The organism is Geobacillus zalihae NBRC 101842 (genome assembly GCF_001544135.1).
GTDB classification, from domain to species: Bacteria; Bacillota; Bacilli; order Bacillales; family Anoxybacillaceae; genus Geobacillus; species Geobacillus zalihae.
Map to the genome: position 1 here is coordinate 1 of NZ_BCPV01000069.1, position 18,740 is coordinate 18,740.

Annotated in this window: 19 protein-coding genes and 2 pseudogenes; 15 read left to right on the forward strand and 6 right to left on the reverse strand. The window is 45.6% G+C overall.

Annotated elements, in window-relative coordinates:
* From GZ1_RS15045 to GZ1_RS15085, 10 genes and pseudogenes are all read left to right on the forward strand, one after another.
* A pseudogene (locus tag GZ1_RS15045) lies at positions 1-373 on the forward strand (erythromycin esterase family protein); the annotation flags it as partial.
* Between the two features lie 334 nt (positions 374-707).
* A complete protein-coding gene (locus tag GZ1_RS19895; RefSeq protein WP_083509319.1) occupies positions 708-1,022 on the forward strand; it encodes an erythromycin esterase family protein in 315 nt (104 codons plus the stop codon).
* A gap of 32 nt (positions 1,023-1,054) precedes the next feature.
* Positions 1,055-2,266, forward strand: coding sequence for an MFS transporter (locus GZ1_RS15050; RefSeq protein WP_060788787.1), 1,212 nt, complete (start codon positions 1,055-1,057; stop codon positions 2,264-2,266).
* Complete coding sequence (locus tag GZ1_RS15055) at positions 2,217-2,660, forward strand: YvaD family protein (protein WP_373278112.1); 444 nt, start codon at positions 2,217-2,219, stop codon at positions 2,658-2,660. Before GZ1_RS15050 ends, GZ1_RS15055 begins: the two co-directional genes overlap by 50 nt.
* A 69-nt stretch (positions 2,661-2,729) precedes the next feature.
* Entirely contained in the window at positions 2,730-3,104 is a 375-nt protein-coding gene (locus tag GZ1_RS15060; protein ID WP_060788789.1) for a DUF5367 family protein, read from the forward strand.
* A 94-nt stretch (positions 3,105-3,198) separates the two neighbouring features.
* A complete protein-coding gene (locus GZ1_RS15065) occupies positions 3,199-4,422 on the forward strand; it encodes an erythromycin esterase family protein (protein ID WP_060788790.1) in 1,224 nt (407 codons plus the stop codon).
* 148 nt (positions 4,423-4,570) lie between these two features.
* Entirely contained in the window at positions 4,571-4,897 is a 327-nt protein-coding gene (locus GZ1_RS15070; protein ID WP_053915566.1) for a transposase, read from the forward strand.
* A complete protein-coding gene (locus GZ1_RS15075) occupies positions 4,894-5,103 on the forward strand; it encodes a helix-turn-helix domain-containing protein (protein ID WP_060788791.1) in 210 nt (69 codons plus the stop codon). The genes GZ1_RS15070 and GZ1_RS15075 overlap by 4 nt, the downstream gene beginning before the upstream one ends.
* 244 nt (positions 5,104-5,347) lie before the next feature.
* A complete protein-coding gene (locus GZ1_RS15080) occupies positions 5,348-6,121 on the forward strand; it encodes a MerR family transcriptional regulator (RefSeq protein ID WP_060788792.1) in 774 nt (257 codons plus the stop codon).
* Between the two features lies 1 nt (position 6,122).
* Positions 6,123-7,863: pseudogene (locus GZ1_RS15085) on the forward strand (ABC transporter ATP-binding protein).
* 77 nt (positions 7,864-7,940) lie between these two features.
* Here the strand turns inward: GZ1_RS15085 and GZ1_RS19030 are convergent.
* Positions 7,941-8,087, reverse strand: a complete 147-nt coding sequence (locus GZ1_RS19030; RefSeq protein WP_157074377.1) for a hypothetical protein — start codon at positions 8,085-8,087, stop codon at positions 7,941-7,943.
* A gap of 224 nt (positions 8,088-8,311) precedes the next feature.
* Here GZ1_RS19030 and GZ1_RS15090 point away from each other — a divergent pair, with 224 nt between their 5' ends.
* On the forward strand, positions 8,312-8,794 hold the full coding sequence (locus tag GZ1_RS15090) for a hypothetical protein (protein ID WP_003253294.1): 483 nt from the start codon (positions 8,312-8,314) through the stop codon (positions 8,792-8,794).
* A 6-nt stretch (positions 8,795-8,800) separates the two neighbouring features.
* Positions 8,801-9,712: a hypothetical protein gene (locus GZ1_RS15095; RefSeq protein ID WP_060788793.1), complete on the forward strand. Its 912-nt coding sequence runs from the start codon at positions 8,801-8,803 to the stop codon at positions 9,710-9,712.
* Positions 9,713-9,770: 58 nt separating this feature from the next.
* Here the strand turns inward: GZ1_RS15095 and GZ1_RS19315 are convergent, their stop codons facing one another.
* The 5 genes from GZ1_RS19315 to GZ1_RS15125 form a co-directional block, all read right to left on the reverse strand.
* Positions 9,771-10,127, reverse strand: a complete 357-nt coding sequence (locus GZ1_RS19315; protein ID WP_167346366.1) for a hypothetical protein — start codon at positions 10,125-10,127, stop codon at positions 9,771-9,773.
* A 342-nt stretch (positions 10,128-10,469) separates the two neighbouring features.
* Entirely contained in the window at positions 10,470-11,099 is a 630-nt protein-coding gene (locus GZ1_RS15105; RefSeq protein ID WP_015373834.1) for an ABC transporter permease, read from the reverse strand.
* A gap of 223 nt (positions 11,100-11,322) precedes the next feature.
* Positions 11,323-12,450, reverse strand: coding sequence for a betaine/proline/choline family ABC transporter ATP-binding protein (locus GZ1_RS15110; protein ID WP_060788794.1), 1,128 nt, complete (start codon positions 12,448-12,450; stop codon positions 11,323-11,325).
* A 16-nt stretch (positions 12,451-12,466) separates the two neighbouring features.
* Positions 12,467-13,369, reverse strand: coding sequence for a glycine betaine ABC transporter substrate-binding protein (locus GZ1_RS15115; protein ID WP_060788795.1), 903 nt, complete (start codon positions 13,367-13,369; stop codon positions 12,467-12,469).
* A 444-nt stretch (positions 13,370-13,813) separates the two neighbouring features.
* Complete coding sequence (locus tag GZ1_RS15125; protein ID WP_060788797.1) at positions 13,814-14,503, reverse strand: hypothetical protein; 690 nt, start codon at positions 14,501-14,503, stop codon at positions 13,814-13,816.
* 145 nt (positions 14,504-14,648) lie between these two features.
* Between GZ1_RS15125 and GZ1_RS15130 the strand changes: the two genes are divergently transcribed.
* The 3 genes from GZ1_RS15130 to GZ1_RS15140 form a co-directional block, all read left to right on the forward strand.
* Positions 14,649-16,139, forward strand: a complete 1,491-nt coding sequence (locus tag GZ1_RS15130; RefSeq protein ID WP_020755712.1) for a TIGR02677 family protein — start codon at positions 14,649-14,651, stop codon at positions 16,137-16,139.
* Between the two features lie 2 nt (positions 16,140-16,141).
* Positions 16,142-17,338 (forward strand): TIGR02678 family protein, encoded by a 1,197-nt coding sequence (locus GZ1_RS15135; RefSeq protein WP_060788798.1) that lies wholly within the window; start codon positions 16,142-16,144, stop codon positions 17,336-17,338.
* Positions 17,298-18,740: TIGR02680 family protein (locus GZ1_RS15140; RefSeq protein ID WP_083509320.1), on the forward strand; the 1,443-nt coding region annotated here is incomplete at its 3' end. The genes GZ1_RS15135 and GZ1_RS15140, both read left to right, overlap by 41 nt.

Below are 18,740 nucleotides of genomic sequence, written 5' to 3' on the forward strand. Positions count from 1 at the left end.
ACATAACATGCATATTAGCAAAAATACTTCCGCCAAGCGCCTGTCTGCCTATAAGTCGTTTGTGGAAAACCTCTCCCAAACGATGAAGGAGAAAAGTTTTGTATTGGGGTTGTATGCAAAGGAAGGCAAAATGTTGGATTATACAGGTAAAGAATATCCAATAAAAAAACCGAACAAAAAACATTTAGAAAGCCTTCTTGACCATTCCCCTTATCAAAATAGTTTTATTCAGTGCAATGGAAACTGGGCACAGAAAAAGTGGCGGGCCTATGAGGGCGGGGGAATGCCTACTTCCTTTGTACCTGCACAACAATATGATGGGATTTTATTTTTTAAATATGTTTCTCCGGCTTACTTTGACGTTGAAGAATAGAGAAAAGTAATTTAAAGCTATGAATGGAATGACCAACGACATTGTGAAATGGTCAGCTAAAAAGTAAATTTGGAATAAATCCATTCTGTCATGGCATTGTTAGGAATTGTTTGGTCTAGATATTAATTTATAAATGCTAATTGACTTCTTGAACGTGTTGCAAAACCACATAATAAGTAAATAAAAATGCACATTTTTTGCAGAGAACAGGTTTTGCAATATTGTCTTTCCTTGCATGGATCGGTATTCAGCTATGAAATTTCGCGATCAAATCATGGCGAGCAATTTGGAATGTATTTTCCAAAAAATTGTATCCCAATAAAAAGATTATAAAATTTGGGCTCATAATGGACATATTTTTAAAAAATATGAAACTCTTTTGACGAGATATAAGCCAATGGGTTCCTTAGTCAATCCAGAGATTGTTCGTAAATCTTATTATATAGGGCTGTTTATGTATGAAGGGAGAGCAGCGTTAAACGACGGCACCATTTATAGTTTATCTAAACCACCGAAGAAAAGCCTTGAAGACCATATGAATCATAACAAATCTCCCGTATCTTTCTTGGATTTGTCAAACACATCACCGAACGACTTTCTATCATTTCCTAGAAGCTGTTTTACGAAATTCAGCATGTTTGCCATTTAACGATGGTAAAAAGAAGAAAGGTGAAATATTTTATGACAAAGCTTAAAGAGATGAGAGGAAAGCCAATAACGGGGTTGATTGTCATTGCGATGGCAGTGTTTATTGACATGCTTCTGTATAGCATCGTTGTTCCGATCGTGCCTTTTTACACTTCTAAATTTGATGCTTCCCAAACAGTTATTGGCATATTAATCGGCTGTTATGCGTTTTCTTTTTTGATCGCTACTCCTATATTAGGAGGAATCTCTGACAAGTTTGGTAGACGAGGAGTCATGCTGTGGGGGCTGGTAGTTCTTTTAGCAAGCACTTTACTATTTGCTTTTGCAAATAGTATGTTGCTGCTCATTGTTGCTAGATTGCTTCAAGGTGTTGCGGCAGCGGCGACATGGACTGCGGGACTGGCGCTGATTACAGATATGTATCCGCCTGCTAAAAGGGGAAAGGCTTTAGGAGCCGTACTGACTTTTATGTCTGCAGGGACTCTTTTAGGTGCACCTGTAGGTGGAATGTTGTTTGAATGGGGAGGTTATCAGCTGCCGTTTTGGTTTGTTTCATGTTTTATTCTTTTAGATGGACTTGCAAGGATGTTTTTATTAGAGGATCCGCCAAAGACGATGAATGCTGATAGTGTAGGAATGAAAATTTTCCGAGACCGTATAGTATTAAAAATTTTTGGTGTGGTTTTACTTGGAGCTTCTGCAATAAGTATTTTAGAGCCAATCCTGCCTATTTACCTTGAGGAACATTTAGGAGCTAATTCAATGCATATAGGGGTTCTGTTTGGCATTACGACTCTTGCTTATGGAATGGTAAGTCCCTTAGCTGGTTGGTTATCTGATCGATGTGGAACCTTTTCTTTGATGATGTCAGGTCTGCTTATTTTAGCTGCTTCTCTTCCGTTGGTCGTACTCCCTAACTCGTTCATACTAGAAGGATCTGTGCTTTTTTTGGTAGGGGCAGCGGCTGGTTTTGTCTTAACACCGACTTTGCCGGAATTAGCGAATTCTGTTGATCGTTTAGGTGGGGGGGCGTATGCTACTGCATTTGCTGTTTTTAATATGGCCTATTCCTTAGGGATGATACTTGGTCCAATTGCAGGAGGAGGACTGGCCGATTTATTTGGTTTATCAACAGCTCTTTATATCATGTGTTTTGTTTTAATATGTTACAGTCTGTTTTCTAGGATGATGAAACATGAGCAGAAAATCTGTAGAATGGATGAGTTGTGTTGGAGGAAAAAATGAAGTATTTAAAACCCTTTTTTTAGTAACGGATATTGGGTTTATTATATACTGGCTCATTACCTTTTTCCATCTTATACCTGAAGAAGTAGCGTTTAAAGACTATGATAACCCGATTATTATCGCATGGAACTGGTCGTTTTTCCCATTAGATATTTTCATTTCTATCACTGGTCTTTACAGTATATATCTATATAATAAAAACAACCCGGCATGGCGGAACTGGGCTCTGATTTCTCTTGTGTTGACTTTTTGTTCCGGATTGCAAGCCATTGCATTTTGGGCTTTTAGCAAGGATTTTGACATTACTTGGTGGGCTGCCAACTTGTATTTAATGATTTACCCGTTGTTTTTTATTAAAGATTTTATTGCCGAAAAGAATAAGGACTGTCTGTGAAGGTATGATGGATCAAAATCGTTGGTGAAAATGTGGTTATGACTTATTTAAGAAAAAGGGGTGTTGATCGTGTATTTTCTTATTTGGGGCTTTCTTGTCTGGTTAGGAGCAACCCTCATTTTCCGGTTTTTTGGCCATTTTTTCTTCCATCCAGAAAACGCTTTACTTCTTCTTTTGTCCTATCTGCTTGTTGTTCCACTCATTTTTTTATTAACGTATCCTCTATACAAACTTAAATGTTTAACAAAAGATGAGCGTTTAAAAGCTGCTATATTTATCGTACTTCCTGGCATGTTCATTGATACGATTGTGTTAGTGATCTTTCCAGATGTGTTTACGAATTTACCTGTGCAATCCGATCGGTATTTTGGTTCTTGGTTATTATGGGCGTACAGTTTAATTTTGATAACGGGTCTTCCGTTAAAAAAGCGAGAGGGACGGTGACAAATGAAAAAACGTTTAACATGTTTATCTGGCCGTTTTACAGGCTTTGGGGCAGTAATGTTGCGGAATATTATGAAAGCAAGGGGATAAACACATGTTTCACCGTAAAAATAATATTTCTTCTGAAATCGATTGGCTCAAAGGTCATACGTATCGTATACAATTGCATGAATTCGATGATGATTCTGATTTGTATTTTTTAAAACCTTTATTGCAAAATAAGCGGATCGTTTTTTTGGGAGAGAATGGCCACGGTGTGGCAGAACATAGCCAGATTAAAACAAAGATGATTAAGTACTTACATAAAGAATTGGGGTTTCGAGTTTTAGCATTCGAAAGCAGCTTTAGTGACTGCAGCTTATGCTTTTGTCAACAAGACCAACTGGATGCAAGGCAATGGATGAGACATTCTTTGTTCAAAGTCTGGCATACGGTGGAAGTAGAGACGCTCTTTCATTATATGAAGGAAACACAATTATCCAATCAGCCTCTTATCTTAACAGGATTGGATATTCAGCCCGCCTCGAGCGATCATATTACCGGCAAGTTTTTGGCAAAAATGTTTTCAAATATGGATAAGGCTTTTGGAGAGAAAATAGTAGAGTTGGAACAAGAAATGCTTTACCAATATGTAAATTCCCGTAATCGGTCAATTTCCAAAAAGGAACGTAAGCGAAAATGCAAAGAATTGATGAAGCTTTATAAAGAATTCCTTCTTTTATTGGATGAAAACAGTCTTGAATTACAAAATAAGTTTGGAAAAGACGTTTTTTTGCTTGTGCAGAGAATTTTGCAAAACCGAATTTCCCTTATCCAGATGATCTCTTCCCACTTCGTGAAAGCGATAAAAATCCGGAATAAGGCAATGGCTGACAATATTTCGTGGCTGGCACAGGAGATGTTTCCAAATGAGAAGATAATAGTATGGGCGCACAATGGGCATATAATAAAGCAATCTAGGAGATTGCTAGGATTTCCATCGACATTTTCTTATTTACCTCCCAAAATCAAGGAGTTCTCCTATACCATTGGATTCTTTATGTATAGTGGGCAAGCAGCGGAAAATAATCGCAGCGTATATGAAGTACAGCAGCCTGGCCAAGACAGTATCGAGTTTCGAATAAAGCAAGCCGGGCATGAAATTGGCTTTTTCGATATCTCGCAGCAAAGAAAAGTGCCCCAAAACCGCTGGCTTTTTCAGCACACTTACACAATGCATGAAGGGAAGCAATTAAGTCTTACCAAGCCTAGCACATGTTATGATGGGCTTGTCGTTTGTGCGAAAACATCTTCTCCAAAGTACATCAATTTAGATTGAAATTGGCCAAAGAAAGAAAGCATTCCTGTTAGGAACTTTTCCGGGGACTTGAATAAAAAAAGCCCTCTTGGTAGTGATATTATCCCTCTAGTGTAGACAGTTGGGAAAATGCCCATACTGTCATTAAAAACACTGGAGGGATTTGTTTATGTTCGAGACCAAGCAAACACCGAAAGGGAAGACCACCTATTCCGTGGAGTTTAAATGGAGGGCTGTCCAGATGTACATCGAAGAAGGATGGGGATATAAGCGGATATGCCAAGAGTTAGGGATTCCCTGCACGAAAACGATCAGACTTTGGGTAAAACGTTACCATGAATATGGACGAAAAGGGCTCGAAGAACGGCGCGGGACATCCAGGTCTCCATTCAAGGGAAGACCCCGAAAAAAAGAGTGCAGTTTAGAGGAAGAGAATCGAAGACTGAAAGCAGAGAATGATTATTTAAAAAAGTTACGAGAGCTGGCAAGGAGGTGAAACCGAAAGAGCGGTTCTCGATCATTCAGGAGTTATCCAACACCTATCCGATTGCCTGGCTATGCCAACTGGCCGGTGTGTCAAGAAGCGGATACTATCGATGGGTGAACCGACAGGGAATCGTCACGGAGAAACAAAAGGAAAATGAACAAATCAAACAAATGATCCTCGAATGCCATCAAAAGGTCAACGGGATCTATGGATAATTCCACTACCCTGCAAGCAGCTGAAGAAGGGGGGATTTTCCACGCTCTTTACTTGACAGGGGTATGTTCACTGGCAGGGAAGGTTGGCAAGTTTTCTGAAATTTTCCGGTGGACTATCATAAATATTGGGGAGCGATAAAATGTTGCGGGGATTTGTTATAAAAAAATGATGACCGTTTCCACATTTTTATTGATCCTAACGTTACGTGAAGTTTTATGATAGTGCCAGAAGGGGGTGAGAACGATGAAAAAGGTATATTCAATCGGCGAGTTTGCGAAAAAAACGGGCCAAACAATACGGACGCTTCACTATTATGACGAAATAGGGATTTTGAAGCCGTCGCATGTATCGAGTTCTGGACGCCGATTTTATAGCGAAGATGAGATCATTACATTGCAAAAGATTGTGGCCTTGAAGTTTCTTGGTTTTTCCCTTGAAGAAATTAAACGTTTTATGCAAGAAGAGAAATGGGATTTAAAAGAATCACTTGCTTTTCAAAAAAAGCTTTTGTTGCAAAAGCGTGAACATATTGATCGCATCATAAAAGCAGTGACGCATGCCCAGCATCTTGCCGAGGAACAAGAGAAGATGGATCCGAATATATTTAGTTTGCTTATTAACTCCATACAAATGGAGAATCAACAGAAAGAATGGCTGAAACAATTTATGCCGGATGAAACAGTGGAAAAATTATTTGATATTAGCGAAGAAAAACAGCTGGAATATGCGAAGAAGCTGCTGGGACTTTTCGAAAAGCTAAAAGAGTGCTATGGAAAAGATCCGGGTGATAGTGCTGTGCAATCGTTAATGGAAGAACTTTTCTCTATCGCCAAAAACGTGGCAAAAGAAGTTTTTGGCGAATATTTACCACTATTTCATTTGAAAGAGGATGAATTCGCTGAAGAGCCTATGCTGTTCCCATCTCCTTTTTCCAAAGAAGAAGAGGAATGGGTGGGAAAAGCGGTGGAAATATTTTTAGAGAAAGAAGGAGTAGATTTGCGTGAAGAAGAATCATAGCATGCCTTTAGACAATTGGAAGCCTTTCTGGGAGTTAATCAAGAGCGCGAATCCGCCAAAATGGATTTTTGTCACTGCTATTATTTTTAGTTTGATTGAGACAGGGGTTGGGCTCATTGTCCCATGGTTTACGAAATCTCTTGTTGACCAAATTGCTGCATCGGCGATAGAACCATCCATCATTATTTTACTTGCTGCTTCATTTATTGCGCAAACGATCACTTCCGGCTTTTCTTACTACTTCCTCACTTATATTGGGGAATATGTGGTGGCGGCGATTCGTAAAAAGCTTTGGAATCAAGTTTTATTATTGCCTGTCCCTTTTTTTGATAAGCACCAATCTGGAGAGACGATGAGCCGGATCACTCAGGATACCAACACGGTGAAAATGCTGATCACTCAACATTTAGTTACGTTTCTGACCGGATTTATTTCAGTTGCCGGGGCTGTTAGCATCCTGCTTATTATCGACTGGAAAATGACCCTTATGATGGTGACGGCTGTTCCAGTTTCCATCCTGATTCTCTGGCCGCTTGGGCAAAAAATGTACAAAATTTCAAAAGCCACCCAAGATGAAATGGCCAGTTTTTCAGCCAATCTTGGCAGAGTGTTATCCGATATTCGTCTTGTTAAAGCTTATTGCGCGGAAAAAGAGGAGCGAAAAAACGGGGAACTAGGGATTTTTCATTTGTTTCAATTTGGGCTGAAAGAAGCGAGAATTCAAGCTGTCATTTCCCCGTTCATGACATTTGTGATGATGCTCGTTTTAGTCGTTTTAATCGGTTATGGCGGCGTCCGTGTTGCCTCAGGCACGCTTTCGTCCGGTTCGCTTGTCGCCATCATTATTTATATGGTTCAAATCATTGTTCCGTTTAGTCAGATGGCCGCATTTTTCGCTTCATTTCAAAAAGCGATGGGGGCAACAGAACGAATCCAACGCATTTTAGCCTTAGAGAAAGAACTAAGCGGCGGCTTGCCTGCGGTGCAAAATCCTGACCAAGACATCCATTTTCGCAATGTTTCCTTTTCTTATAAAAAGGGAGAGCCTGTACTCAAACAAGTAACGCTTACGATTCCTTCCGGAAAAACAACCGCTATTGTTGGCCCGAGCGGCAGTGGAAAAACGACATTGTTTGCTTTGCTGGAGCGATTTTACACACCCGATGAAGGAGAAATATTGCTTGGGGAAACCAATATTGCAGATTTTCACTTATATTCGTGGCGCAGTCAAATCGGTTATGTCTCTCAAGAAAGCCCAATGATGTCAGGAACGATCCGCGACAACATTTGCTATGGGCTAAATAAAGACGTGACTGATGAAGAAATAGAACGAGCAGCCAAACTGGCAAATGCCGCGGAATTTATCGAACGGCTTCCAAACGGATATTGGACGGAAGTTGGGGAACGGGGAATCAAATTATCAGGCGGACAGCGGCAGAGAATCGCCATTGCCCGCGCTCTTATCCGCGATCCAAAAATCCTTCTCCTTGATGAAGCAACCTCAAACCTAGACAGCTCCTCGGAAGTCCTTGTTCAAAAGGCCTTGCAGCGGCTAATGGAAGGAAGAACAACACTTGTCATTGCTCATCGGCTCTCAACCGTCATCAATGCAGACCAAATCGTTGCAATTAGAGAATGGGACCATCACCGGGATTGGAACACACAGAGAATTGCTGCAAACCCATCCGCTCTACAGAGAACTGGCCGAACAACAACTGCAAACCATATTGGAGCAACCATAAAAAGGCGGACGGGTGCGGCTTCCATGTCAAACATTTTTACGCTCAGGCTTCTTCTTTTGCCACTCACTGCAAGATGTTCAATTTTTACTCTCATTGCTAAGCAATGCAATGGATAATCCATTGCATTCTCCCGCTGCATCATTTGCAAAAAAAGATTCTGAATCATTTCCCGGAATAGGGTGACCAAGCCTAGAGATCGCAATGAAGTGATTTAATGAATCCATCGGAACTTCATCCTTTTTGAAAAAGTTTAAAAGCGCGGCTTGGCCCTTCTCTGTTGCTATAAGGAAGGGCTTTTTTTATGTTAAGGCGTAAAACACCATTTTCGTGCTCATACTCCGCCAAAAAATGGCGGGGTTCCGCCACAAGTTGGCGGTGAAAAAATGATCGTTTTGATTTACATTTATAGTATAGGAATCATAAAAAATCGAACAAGGGAGGGGATTTTATGTTCAAAAAAGGTTATTTATCTATTCTTTCGCTAGTTATGGGATTCACTTTCTTCTCAACTAATACTTTTGCAGCTACTGATATCGTTGATAATGATGCTTTAAGCAGTGCCCCTGGATACTCTGAACAAAAGGGAAATTGGACCTACAAGACAGGTTCTGGATACTACAATGATTATCGGATCGTTTCAGCAACCGTTAATGGCTTTGATACTGATTATGCGTATATTTGGAGATTTTATGCACACGACAAAAATGCCGCTCATTATGTCTACTTAAACAATAAAGATTTTACAAATCCAAGAACAGCTTATCAAATAGATGAGTTTGGCGGTATTGTGTATATTAACCAAAATACAGCACCTGGTGGTTGGAATTTTCTTAAAACCCATAAAGAGTGGAATCATATGATTGTAATTAACACATCTTTAACTACCAAGTTAGGAAATGTGGGAGCAGATGCTACAAAAATTACTTATTAATTAGGGGTGAGTGCTTTGAAGAAAAAATTTTTGATTGCTGGAGTTGCTAGTGTGGTATTAGCCGTTTCATTAGTGGTATATAATGGTACAGATATTGCTGGAAACCAAGACAACGTGGCTCAGGCAAGCGCAAATATTCAAAAAGTAAAAGTGCAAAATACAGATGAACAAAAAACTAAAATTCAAACCTTGATGTTAAATTCTATTGATCATTATAAAACAGCAAAAGGATCGTTTGAATATTTTAGTGAATCAGGTAATTTTCATATCAGTGTAGATTATCAAACAGATCTTTCTGACAGCCCCAAATCTTATGAAAAAGTTCGCGGACTGGCTAAGGAAAATAAGAATGGTATAACTACTGCAGCTGAACCAGGCTATGAAGTGAGCGTATATGATGGAGAAAATTTGATTAATTACAATAGTGGTTCTAGTGATTATCAAACGAATAGTGTTACTAAAAGCAATGTTCCTATAAAAACTATCGTAAAAGTAGGAAAAGTGAGTGAAAAGGAACGTAATTATTTAAAAAACACGACCATCCATGAACGGATTACTACAGTAGATGGAGAAAAAGCCTACATACACAGAATAGATCCGTCCTATATGGGAATAGCGAAGACTTCTTTATTTCCAGAAGATATAGCAATGGGACTTTTAGCAGATGATGCACGATGGGATATCACAGGGCAGGAAAATATAGCAGGAGTCAAGACGGTAGTAATAGAAGGTAAACTGAATAGTGAGTATTCAAAACGATATAACGCAAAAACTTTCAAATTAAATATAGAGCCAAACACTGGAATAATGATACAAATGGAAGTTTTTGATTCCTCAGGCACCATTAAAGAATCAATAAAAACAAAAAATATTGAAATTAATAAAAGTTTAGACACCAAGTTATTCACAAGTTTTTAACAATTCTGTTTCAATGAAAGCCCACATTATAAACGAAGTAATGATGTATAAAATTTGATTAAGTCTGAAATTTTGCGTGAAAAGAAACGGCAAAAAGCGGTTTGATTTTTCCAAAACGTTCATTTGCTGGCTCTTCACCACAACATGTACTTGACAAGCAATACGGTTTCCTGCCCAAAGATGTGCAAAAATCACTGATTTGTTGATTTTCCCTCACAAGCGTAAATAGAGTATGTTCAGAAAAAATCAAGTACAACTTTTGGTGAAGAGCCACATTTGGCTCTTCACCAAAAAGTGTACTTGACAAAGAAAGACGATTATGATAAAGACAATCAAAATAGCATTTTTCCTTTTTATACCACACATCTCTTTGAGCAACATTGCTATCATGTTTATCTTTAAAAGTCAAGTACATCTTTTGGTGATGAACCCCTTTTTTGTTTGGTTGTCAATTTATGTTATTTATGTTAGTGAATTTGCTCATCTACAGACCATACTCAAGTTTAGTGGCTTATATCTTGGAGCTGTTCCTTGGAGAGAAAATTCTCCAAGGAACTTGTTTCAGTGAAAATACGCGTGCCTTAATGGGGCATATTCATGCCTAGAAGGCTGGTGATTGAATGAAAAATCAGCTCAACAATAGTTGTTGGAGGACACCTTTTTCAAGACGGCTTCCATCTTAGGAAGTTTTGCGTCAGGGCCACTGTGTTTGTTGGTTGCCTGAAGCGTATGGAAGAAGTCAACATCTGGTGGCCTGTCAAAACCCTTTTGGCGTCACTTTCTTTTCGACTTTGCGCAGCAGCCAGTCAAAGGCAATCGCTAAGATCGCCGCAGGAATGGCCCCGGCTAAAATCAAGTTTTTATCGGCGATGCGCAAGCCGCGGTCGATCAAGTCGCCAAGACCGCCGGCGCCGATGAAGGTCGCCAAGGCGGCGACGCCGATCGTCAGCACCGTTGCCGTGCGCACGCCAGCCATAATGACGGGAAGCGAGAGAGGAAGTTCAACCATCCATAAAATTTGCCGCGATGTCATCCCCATCCCCCGGCCAGCGTCCACCAGCGCCGGGTCGACGCCGAGAATGCCGGTGTACGTGTTGCGCAAAATCGGAAGCAAGGCATACAGCATCAACGCGATGATCGCCGGCAGTTTGCCGATGCCGAAAATCGGAAGCATAAACCCAAGCAACGCCAAGCTCGGAATTGTCTGAATGATGGCGGCCACGCCAATGATCGGCTCGGCGAGTTTGCGATACCGCGTCAATGCGACGCCGAGCGGCACGGCGATGACGATCGCAATGCCCATGGCGATAGCGGATAAGAGCACATGCTCTTGAAAGGCGATCCAAATATCATTCTTTCGTTCGATCAACGTCTGCAACAATTCCATTGTATCCCTCCTTGGCGGAAAAAGCGGCAGCGGATGGCTGCTGCTTCGTCGTGAGAAGTTCAGATAAAAACGGTCATCCCTTTTTTTCGCAAGCAGAACGAATTCCGTTGACAAACCGCTCGAGGCCATTTTTCCTTTTCAACATGAGGCATGTTGTTCAAGCGAGGCGATTGCGGCATCGAGTTTTCCGGCTGTGATTTGCCTGCGCATGTTCCGTTGCCCGTTATGCGTGCTGCTGAAACGTCCACTCCGCGAGCGCGCGCATCATGCTCGAGCGCGTAATCCCCCCGATAAGACGGTCGCCATCGAGCACCGGAATGATGCGCACATCCGGATCTTGGAACAGAGCGGCGACGTTCGTGACGTCCGCTTCTTTCGCCAACGTCGTCACATCGTAATCGGCGATGTCGGCGACTAACAAATGCTCTTCCCGATAGCGCTCCTCGATTTGTTTCAACGTCACGATGCCGAGAAACGATTGCTTTTTATCGACCACAATCAAACTGTCGACTTTTTTCGCTTTCATCAATCGGAATGCCTCGGCCAAACCGCGGCGCGGCGAGATCGTCGCGACATCAACCGACATTAAATCTTCCGCCGTCGGCACGGCCGTCTGGCGGGTCCGCAGCCGGTCTTCGCCGATAAACTCGCGGACGAACGAGTTCGCCGGCCGCCGAAGCATTTGGTCGGGCGTCGCAAATTGGACGATTTCCCCGTCCTTCATCAAGGCGATCCGATCGGCGATTTTAATCGCTTCGTCCATATCGTGGGTGACAAAGACAATCGTTTTCTGAATCTCTTCTTGCAGGCGGACGATGTCATCTTGCAGCTGCTCGCGGCTGATCGGGTCAAGAGCGCTGAACGGTTCATCCATCAAAATAATATCCGGTTCAGCCGCCAAGGCGCGGACGACGCCGACGCGCTGCTGCTGGCCGCCGCTGAGCTCTGACGGGTAGCGGTGCTTGAACGTCGCTGGATCCAATCCGACGAGCTCAAGCAATTCGTCGACCCGTTTTTCATAGACGTGTTTTTCCCACTTTTTCAACTTCGGCACGAGCGCGATGTTTTCCGCGATCGTCATATGTGGAAACAAGCCGATTTGCTGGATGACGTAGCCGATGTTGCGCCGCAGCTCAACCGGGTCGAGCTGGGAAATGTCTTGCCCGTCGATGTACACTTTGCCCGATGTCGGCTCGATCAAGCGGTTGATCATCCGCATCGTCGTCGTTTTCCCGCACCCGCTCGGCCCGATCAAGGCGACCAACTCTCCTTTGCGAATGTCGAGATTAATATTCTTTAAGGCGACAAAGCCATCCTCATACTGTTTCGTCACGTTTTCAAACCGAATCATTGACATTCCTCGCTTTCTAGTCGATCAGTCCTTCCGATTTCAAAAAGTTGATTGCCACCTCACGTGGCTGTTTTCTTTCCAAGTTCACTTGGCCGTTTAGTTCCATCATTTTTTCATCGGTCAAAATGTTGGCCAACTTGTTCAGTTTCTCCTCAAGCCCGGGATTGGCATCGAGCACTTCCTGGCGGATGATCGGCACGGCGTGGTACGGCGGGAAGTACTGTTTGTCATCTTTCAATACGACCAAATCATATTTTTTTATCCGGGCATCGGTCGTGTAGGCGGTGATGACGTCAATCTCTCCATTTTTCGCTGCTTCGTATTGCAAGTCTGGGTCGATCGTCACTTTTTTCTTGAACTGAAACCCGTACGTATCAACAAGCCCGTCATAGCCGTCGCTTCGCTCAAAAAACTCGGCGTCCGACCCAAAGGTGAGGGAAGACGAATGTTTCGCCAAATCGGAGTACGTTTTCACCCCGAGCTTTTCCGCGAGGTCTCTGCGCATGGCCAAGGCGTAGGTGTTGTTAAACCCGAGTGGTTTGAGCCAAGCGATGTTGTATTTTTCCTTATATAATTTCTTTGTTTCGTTGTAAATTTGTTCGGGCGTCTTTTTAGGATCGTACGGCTGTTTTAAAATGTTCAAATACCCTGTCCCCGTGTACTCGACATACATGTCGACATCGCCATTTTCAATGGCCTGCTGGAGCATAAACGCGCCGCCTAGACTGTCCTTCACTTCCACGTCCAAATCGGTGTTGGCCTTCACATACTCCGCCAGTAAATGCGTCAAAATAACTTGCTCGGTAAACTTCTTCCCACTGATAACAATTTTTCCTTTCGCATCACTCGTTCCGCTGCAGGCCGCTAGTCCAAATACAAGCCCGACAGCGAGCAAAGATCGAATCCATTTTCGCAACACAATTCCTCCTTTTTCGGCTGTTGTCATACAAATAAAGGGGGATGAAAAAAGGCGGCAACAAGACGCAGAGGGGATGAAAAAGCGTCACAAACAAAGGATACCGCAATTTGGGTGCAACTGGCAAATTTGGTATCGGCCGATATGTTTGCTTCTCGCTTGCTCTCGCGGCGATGAGCGTTCTCTCCTCCTTGATCCTGAAAAATGCTCGGGAATGCTGGCGAATCCTTCAGAATGCTCCGAATTCGAGATGTTCGAATAAAGTTTTTGCTCATCCGTTGATGCGCCAGCCAGAGCTGCCCCAAGCCGTGGACCGAGAATGGGGGATGCTCCTGCTTGATGCCTTGGGGCAGCGACCCGTGAGGGAAGGGGAAAACAAAAAACGGCAGCCCACGGCTGCCGGGTGAAAAGGGAATCAATGTGGAACGTTTCTTTATGGGGAACGCATTAGGCATGAACAAGGCGATGAAGGGTGCTTTCCGTTTTGAAAACGCGGGCGTTCAAGACGTGCAGTCCCGCTTCATGTTCGGCGAGGGCAGGCAGCACTTTGTCTTCGAGGATGGAAGTGATACGGGTGAGGTCGCCTTTCATATGGTGGAGGTCGTGCGCCATCGCCTCGTATTTGGCGGTCAGCACTTCTTGCCCATGGCGGAGCGCTTCAACGATCGCCTTCGTTTCGCTTGTGCGCTCATCAAGCAGGTCGATTCGCTGTGCAAGCGTGTTCGTCTGTTCGTTCAGTTGGGCGACTTGGTGTTCGACGGTGCCCATGCGTTCGTTCAGTTGGGCGACTTGGTGTTCGACGGTGCCCATGCGTTCGTTCAGTTGGGCGACTTGGTGTTCGACGGTGCCCATGCGTTCGCTCAGTTGGGCGACTTGGTGTTCGAGGTTGCTTGTCCGCTCGTTCAGCTGAGTGAATTGTTGCTCAAGGGCGCTTGTTCGTTCGTTAAGCTGTGCGACCTGGCGTTCGAGAACGCTCGTGCGCTCATTCAGCTTGGTCATTTGAGCTTCAAGAGCACCTGTTCGTTCATTGAGCTGGGCCACTTGCCCCTCCAAGGCGCCAACCCGTTGCTCGAGCGATTCGACCGCCGCGCGCGTCGCTTTCACTTCATGCAAAATTTCCCGCAGCAACGCTTCCATTCGTTTCACCTCCTTTTCCCCTCTATTTTACAAAAAACGCGCGCCGATGGCGAGAAAAAATAGGAAAACGGTTTTTGCTAGAAAAAGAGCGGAGAGAATCGTTACAATAAACATAGGAAAAAAACCGAAGCAAAGGTGGACGGAAATGGACGCCACATGGCTCAAGCCGATTGTCGAAACAAAATATTTATCAACGGAAAACGCGCACCGCTACCGGGCGATTTTGCGCTATTTCTACATCCAGCACGAGCGGATGCGCCAATTTTTGTTTCCGGAAGAAGTGTACGCCTTTTTAAAGCAGCACGAGGAGTTTGCGGATTACACGGAAGATGACTTGCAGCAAGACCTCGACCAGCTCGTCAAATGGAACAACTTGATCGCCCGCCAAGAGACGTCCCATGTCCGGACGATTGAAGAGTTTAAGAAAAAGCGGTTTCGCTACCAATGCAGCCCGTACACGGTGGAGATCGAGCGGATGATCCGTACCCTTGAGCAGCTCGGGGATTCGTTCGGAGGGTCCCTCGAGAAAACACGGTTCGACCGTTTGTATGCATCTCTTTCCCGCATGGAGGCGATCATCGCTTCTGATTTTCAAGAACAAGCGGATGAAATGCATCAAGTATGGGAAGAGACGTTCGATTATTTTAAGAAAATCATCCAAAATTCCGCCGACTATATCGCTTATTTGCACAGTGAAAACTTGGAAGAGCGGATGACGTCCGAGTCGTTTCTCGTCTATAAAGAGCAGTTTACGGCGTACTTGCGCGATTTTATCGTCGCCTTGCAAAAAACGTCGATGCAGATTGAACAATTGCTTGAAGATCTGCCGGAAGAAGGGGTTCGGCAGTTCATCGAGCGTGTCGTCGACTATGAGCGGTCGATCCCGCGCTTTGCCGATGCGCTGCCGCCGCGCGCTGTGCAGATTGAAGAAAAATGGGAGACGTGGCGCAGCCTGTGCGAATGGTTTTTAGGCCGCAACGGGCGCGAGAGCGAGCTTTCGTTTTTGCAATACCAGACGAATGAGGCGATTCGCCGCCTGACGCGCGTCGTGCAGCGGCTTGGCGAGCGGCATCATCATTTTCGCAGCCGCAAAGGCGACTACTTGCATTTGGCCCGTTGGTTTTCCCGCCTTGAATCGATTGAAGAGGCGCACTGCCTGTCAGCGGTCGTATTCGGCTGCTTCCATACGAAACATCTCGTCGCTGACACGGAAGCAACCGACAACATATACCGCGACGTATGGGACGAGCCGCCAGCCGAGTGGGTGACGAAGCCGCGCGTCCGCCATTACGGGGAAAAGAAAAAGCCGCAGGCGATTGAAGACAAAGAACGGGAGAAAGAAGAAGCGCGCCTTCGCTATTTGGAAGAAAAAGCGCGCGAGGAAGCGGCGCTCAGACAGCTTGTGACCGATGGAAAAATCGTGCTTGCCGACCTTCCTGAGGTGACCCCATACGTACGGAAAACGCTGCTCGGCTGGATCGCCAAAGCGATGGGGCGCGAGGGGCAAGCAATGAAGACGGAAAACGGGTGGGTGGTCAAAGTGGTGAACAAAGAGGGGACGATTTGCCTTCGCGCAGAAGATGGGGAACTCGTGATGCCGAACTACGAAATTCATGTGCTTTCGGGAGGTGAGTGAGGATGGAAACGGCGTTTGACGACAAGGCGAAAGAAGCGCTCGCCGCGCTGTTTGAGCAGTTTTGGATCATTCGCGACCAAGAGCCGGATTTGTATCAGCTCATCCGCGAGCGTGAACATGTGTTGAAACGGTATGTGGAGGAGAAGTTTGGGTATCGACTCATCGTCCACCGCTATTTCGCCAAGCTCGAGAAAATTCCCGCCGATCCCGAGCCGTGGATGGGCATCGAGTCGTTTCAAGAGCCGCTTGACTATGCGCTGTTTTGCTGCTTGATGGCGTATTTGGAAGGAAAAACGGTGGAAGAAAAGTTTTTGCTTTCTGACGTATGCGAAGAAATTCGCGCCATGTACCCGGGGGATCTACCGGTCGATTGGACGAACTACTCGCATCGGCGCTCGCTCATCCGCGTGTTGAAGACAGCGGAACAAATCGGACTCGTCCGCCGGATGGATGGGGAGATTGAGGCGTTCGCCCAGCATGTGGAGGAAGAGGCGCTGTACGAAGTGCCGGTGCTCGCCCGTTATTTTATGCGCACGTATCCGAAAGATTTGTTGCAATATGAATCGATCGACGAATTGCTCGCCGAGGAGTGGAAAGCCTCGCCGCAAGATTATCGGCGCCATCGCCTGTATCGGAAGCTGTTTTTATCCCCGGCGGTGCATCGGACGGAAGGGGACGAGCAAGACTTTTACTACTTGCGCAACTTCCGCCATCGGCTGCGGGATGACATCGAAGCGCATACGCCGTTTCGGTATGAATTGTACAAAAATGCTGCCATGTTGACGCTTCCCGAACGGCAGGCGCCGTACACGACATTTCCCGATCAGAAAGGAACGTCGGAGATCATCCTTCATTTTGCCGCCTTGGTGCGCGAGCGGCTTGGGGAATATCCGCCGGATGAATACGGCCGCATCCGGTTGACGTCTGAACAATTTTCCGCCTGGCTTGCCGATTGCCGCCGCCGTTACGGGGCGGGGTGGGGGAAAACGTACCGCGACATGTCGGCTGCCGAGCTTGTCCGCGAAATGCTTGCGGCGCTCAACGAATGGCGCATGGCCGATGTGGAGCACGACACCGGAATGATCGTCCTTTACCCGCTGCTCGGGCGGGTGTCGGGACGGTATCCAGATGATTTTGACGCGAAAGAGGGGGAGGAACATGACGAATCCATGGGTGCTTCATCGCGCGGGGCTGATTAATTTTTGGTATTACGACGAGCAATACTTTCACTTCGCTGACGGCAAGCTGCTGTTGCGGGGAAGCAACGGGGCGGGCAAGTCGGTGACGATGCAAAGCTTGATCCCGGTGCTTTTAGACGGCAAGAAGACGCCCGATCGCCTCGATCCGTTCGGTTCACGGGCGCGGCGCATGGAAGACTACTTGCTTGGGGAAAAAGACGTCGTCAATCGCGATGAGCGGACGGGGTATTTGTTTTTAGAATATAAACGGAAAGAATCCGACCAATACGTCACAACGGGCATCGGCCTGCGCGCGAAGCGGCAAAAAAGCCTCGACTTTTGGGGGTTTGTCATGTTCGACAACCGCCGCATCGGCTATGACCTTCAGTTGTATAAACAAGAAAAAACAGGTGAAAAAATCCCGCTGACGAAACGCGAGCTCGCCGCATTGCTCGGTGCGGGCGGGACGGTCGTCGAGACGCAAAAAGAGTATATGGAGCTCGTGAACAAACATGTGTTTCGTTTTGAAACGATCGAGGCGTTTCAAGAATTGATCGAATTGCTCATTCAACTGCGCAGCCCGAAGCTGTCGAAAGACTTTAAGCCGACGGTGATTTATGAGATTTTGGAAAGCTCGCTGCCTCCGTTGACCGATGACGAGCTCCGCCATTTATCCGAAACGATTGAAAACATGGACCAAGCCAAGCAGCAACTTGAGCAACTCGAACGCGACGAACGGGCGTTGAAGCGTCTTTGCGATCAGTACCGCCTGTACAACGAATATATGATCGCCGAAAAGGCGGCAGAATACGTAAAAGCGGTCAAACAAGCGGAACAGCTCGCTGCTGAACAACACCGCCTTCACGATGAAGAAGAAAAGACGCGAAAGGCGCTTGATGAGCTTGAGGAGTCCATCACCCGCTTCGGCCGCGAGGAAGACGTGCTGCGAGCGCGCGAAATCGACTTGGCTGGCCATGAAGTGTTTCAGCAGGCGGAAAAGTATGAACAGCTGAAAGCGGAGCGGCAGCGCCTAGAGGAGCGGCGGGAGCGGCACGAGCAGACGATTGCGGAAAAAGAACGGCAGGAACGTCAGCACCGCCGCCGCCTCGATGAAGCGGAAGCGCGGTTGGATGACCTTGAGCAGAAGCTTGAAGATGAGTTGGAGCAGTTGCGCATGGATGCCGAAGAAGGAGCGTTTCCCTTGCATGAAACGAACGAAGACGATTTTCACCGCCATCGCCAAAAGCAGCAGGAGTTTTCGTTTGCCGCTTGGAAGCAGGAAGCCGATCGTCATGTCGAACGGCTTGAGGGGCTGGCGCGCCTTTGGCGCAGGCATGACGAGGTGAAACGGCGCTATGAAGAAGCGAGCAGCGAAGCGGGCGAAAGGCGGCGGGAAATGGACGAATGGCGCCACCAGCAATGG

Excerpts from the sequence above, each read along its gene's own strand:
- GZ1_RS15050 (WP_060788787.1), top strand. The coding sequence starts at position 1,055 with ATGACAAAGCTTAAAGAGATGAGAGGAAAGCCAATAACGGGGTTGATT.
- GZ1_RS15055 (WP_373278112.1), top strand. The coding sequence starts at position 2,217 with ATGAGCAGAAAATCTGTAGAATGGATGAGTTGTGTTGGAGGAAAAAAT.
- GZ1_RS15065 (WP_060788790.1), top strand. The coding sequence starts at position 3,199 with ATGTTTCACCGTAAAAATAATATTTCTTCTGAAATCGATTGGCTCAAA.
- GZ1_RS15070 (WP_053915566.1), top strand. The coding sequence starts at position 4,571 with ATGTTCGAGACCAAGCAAACACCGAAAGGGAAGACCACCTATTCCGTG.
- GZ1_RS15080 (WP_060788792.1), top strand. The coding sequence starts at position 5,348 with ATGAAAAAGGTATATTCAATCGGCGAGTTTGCGAAAAAAACGGGCCAA.
- GZ1_RS19030 (WP_157074377.1), bottom strand. The coding sequence starts at position 8,087 with ATGGATTCATTAAATCACTTCATTGCGATCTCTAGGCTTGGTCACCCT.
- GZ1_RS15090 (WP_003253294.1), top strand. The coding sequence starts at position 8,312 with ATGTTCAAAAAAGGTTATTTATCTATTCTTTCGCTAGTTATGGGATTC.
- GZ1_RS19315 (WP_167346366.1), bottom strand. The coding sequence starts at position 10,127 with ATGTACTTGACTTTTAAAGATAAACATGATAGCAATGTTGCTCAAAGA.
- GZ1_RS15105 (WP_015373834.1), bottom strand. The coding sequence starts at position 11,099 with ATGGAATTGTTGCAGACGTTGATCGAACGAAAGAATGATATTTGGATC.
- GZ1_RS15110 (WP_060788794.1), bottom strand. The coding sequence starts at position 12,450 with ATGATTCGGTTTGAAAACGTGACGAAACAGTATGAGGATGGCTTTGTC.
- GZ1_RS15125 (WP_060788797.1), bottom strand. The coding sequence starts at position 14,503 with ATGGAAGCGTTGCTGCGGGAAATTTTGCATGAAGTGAAAGCGACGCGC.
- GZ1_RS15130 (WP_020755712.1), top strand. The coding sequence starts at position 14,649 with ATGGACGCCACATGGCTCAAGCCGATTGTCGAAACAAAATATTTATCA.
- GZ1_RS15135 (WP_060788798.1), top strand. The coding sequence starts at position 16,142 with ATGGAAACGGCGTTTGACGACAAGGCGAAAGAAGCGCTCGCCGCGCTG.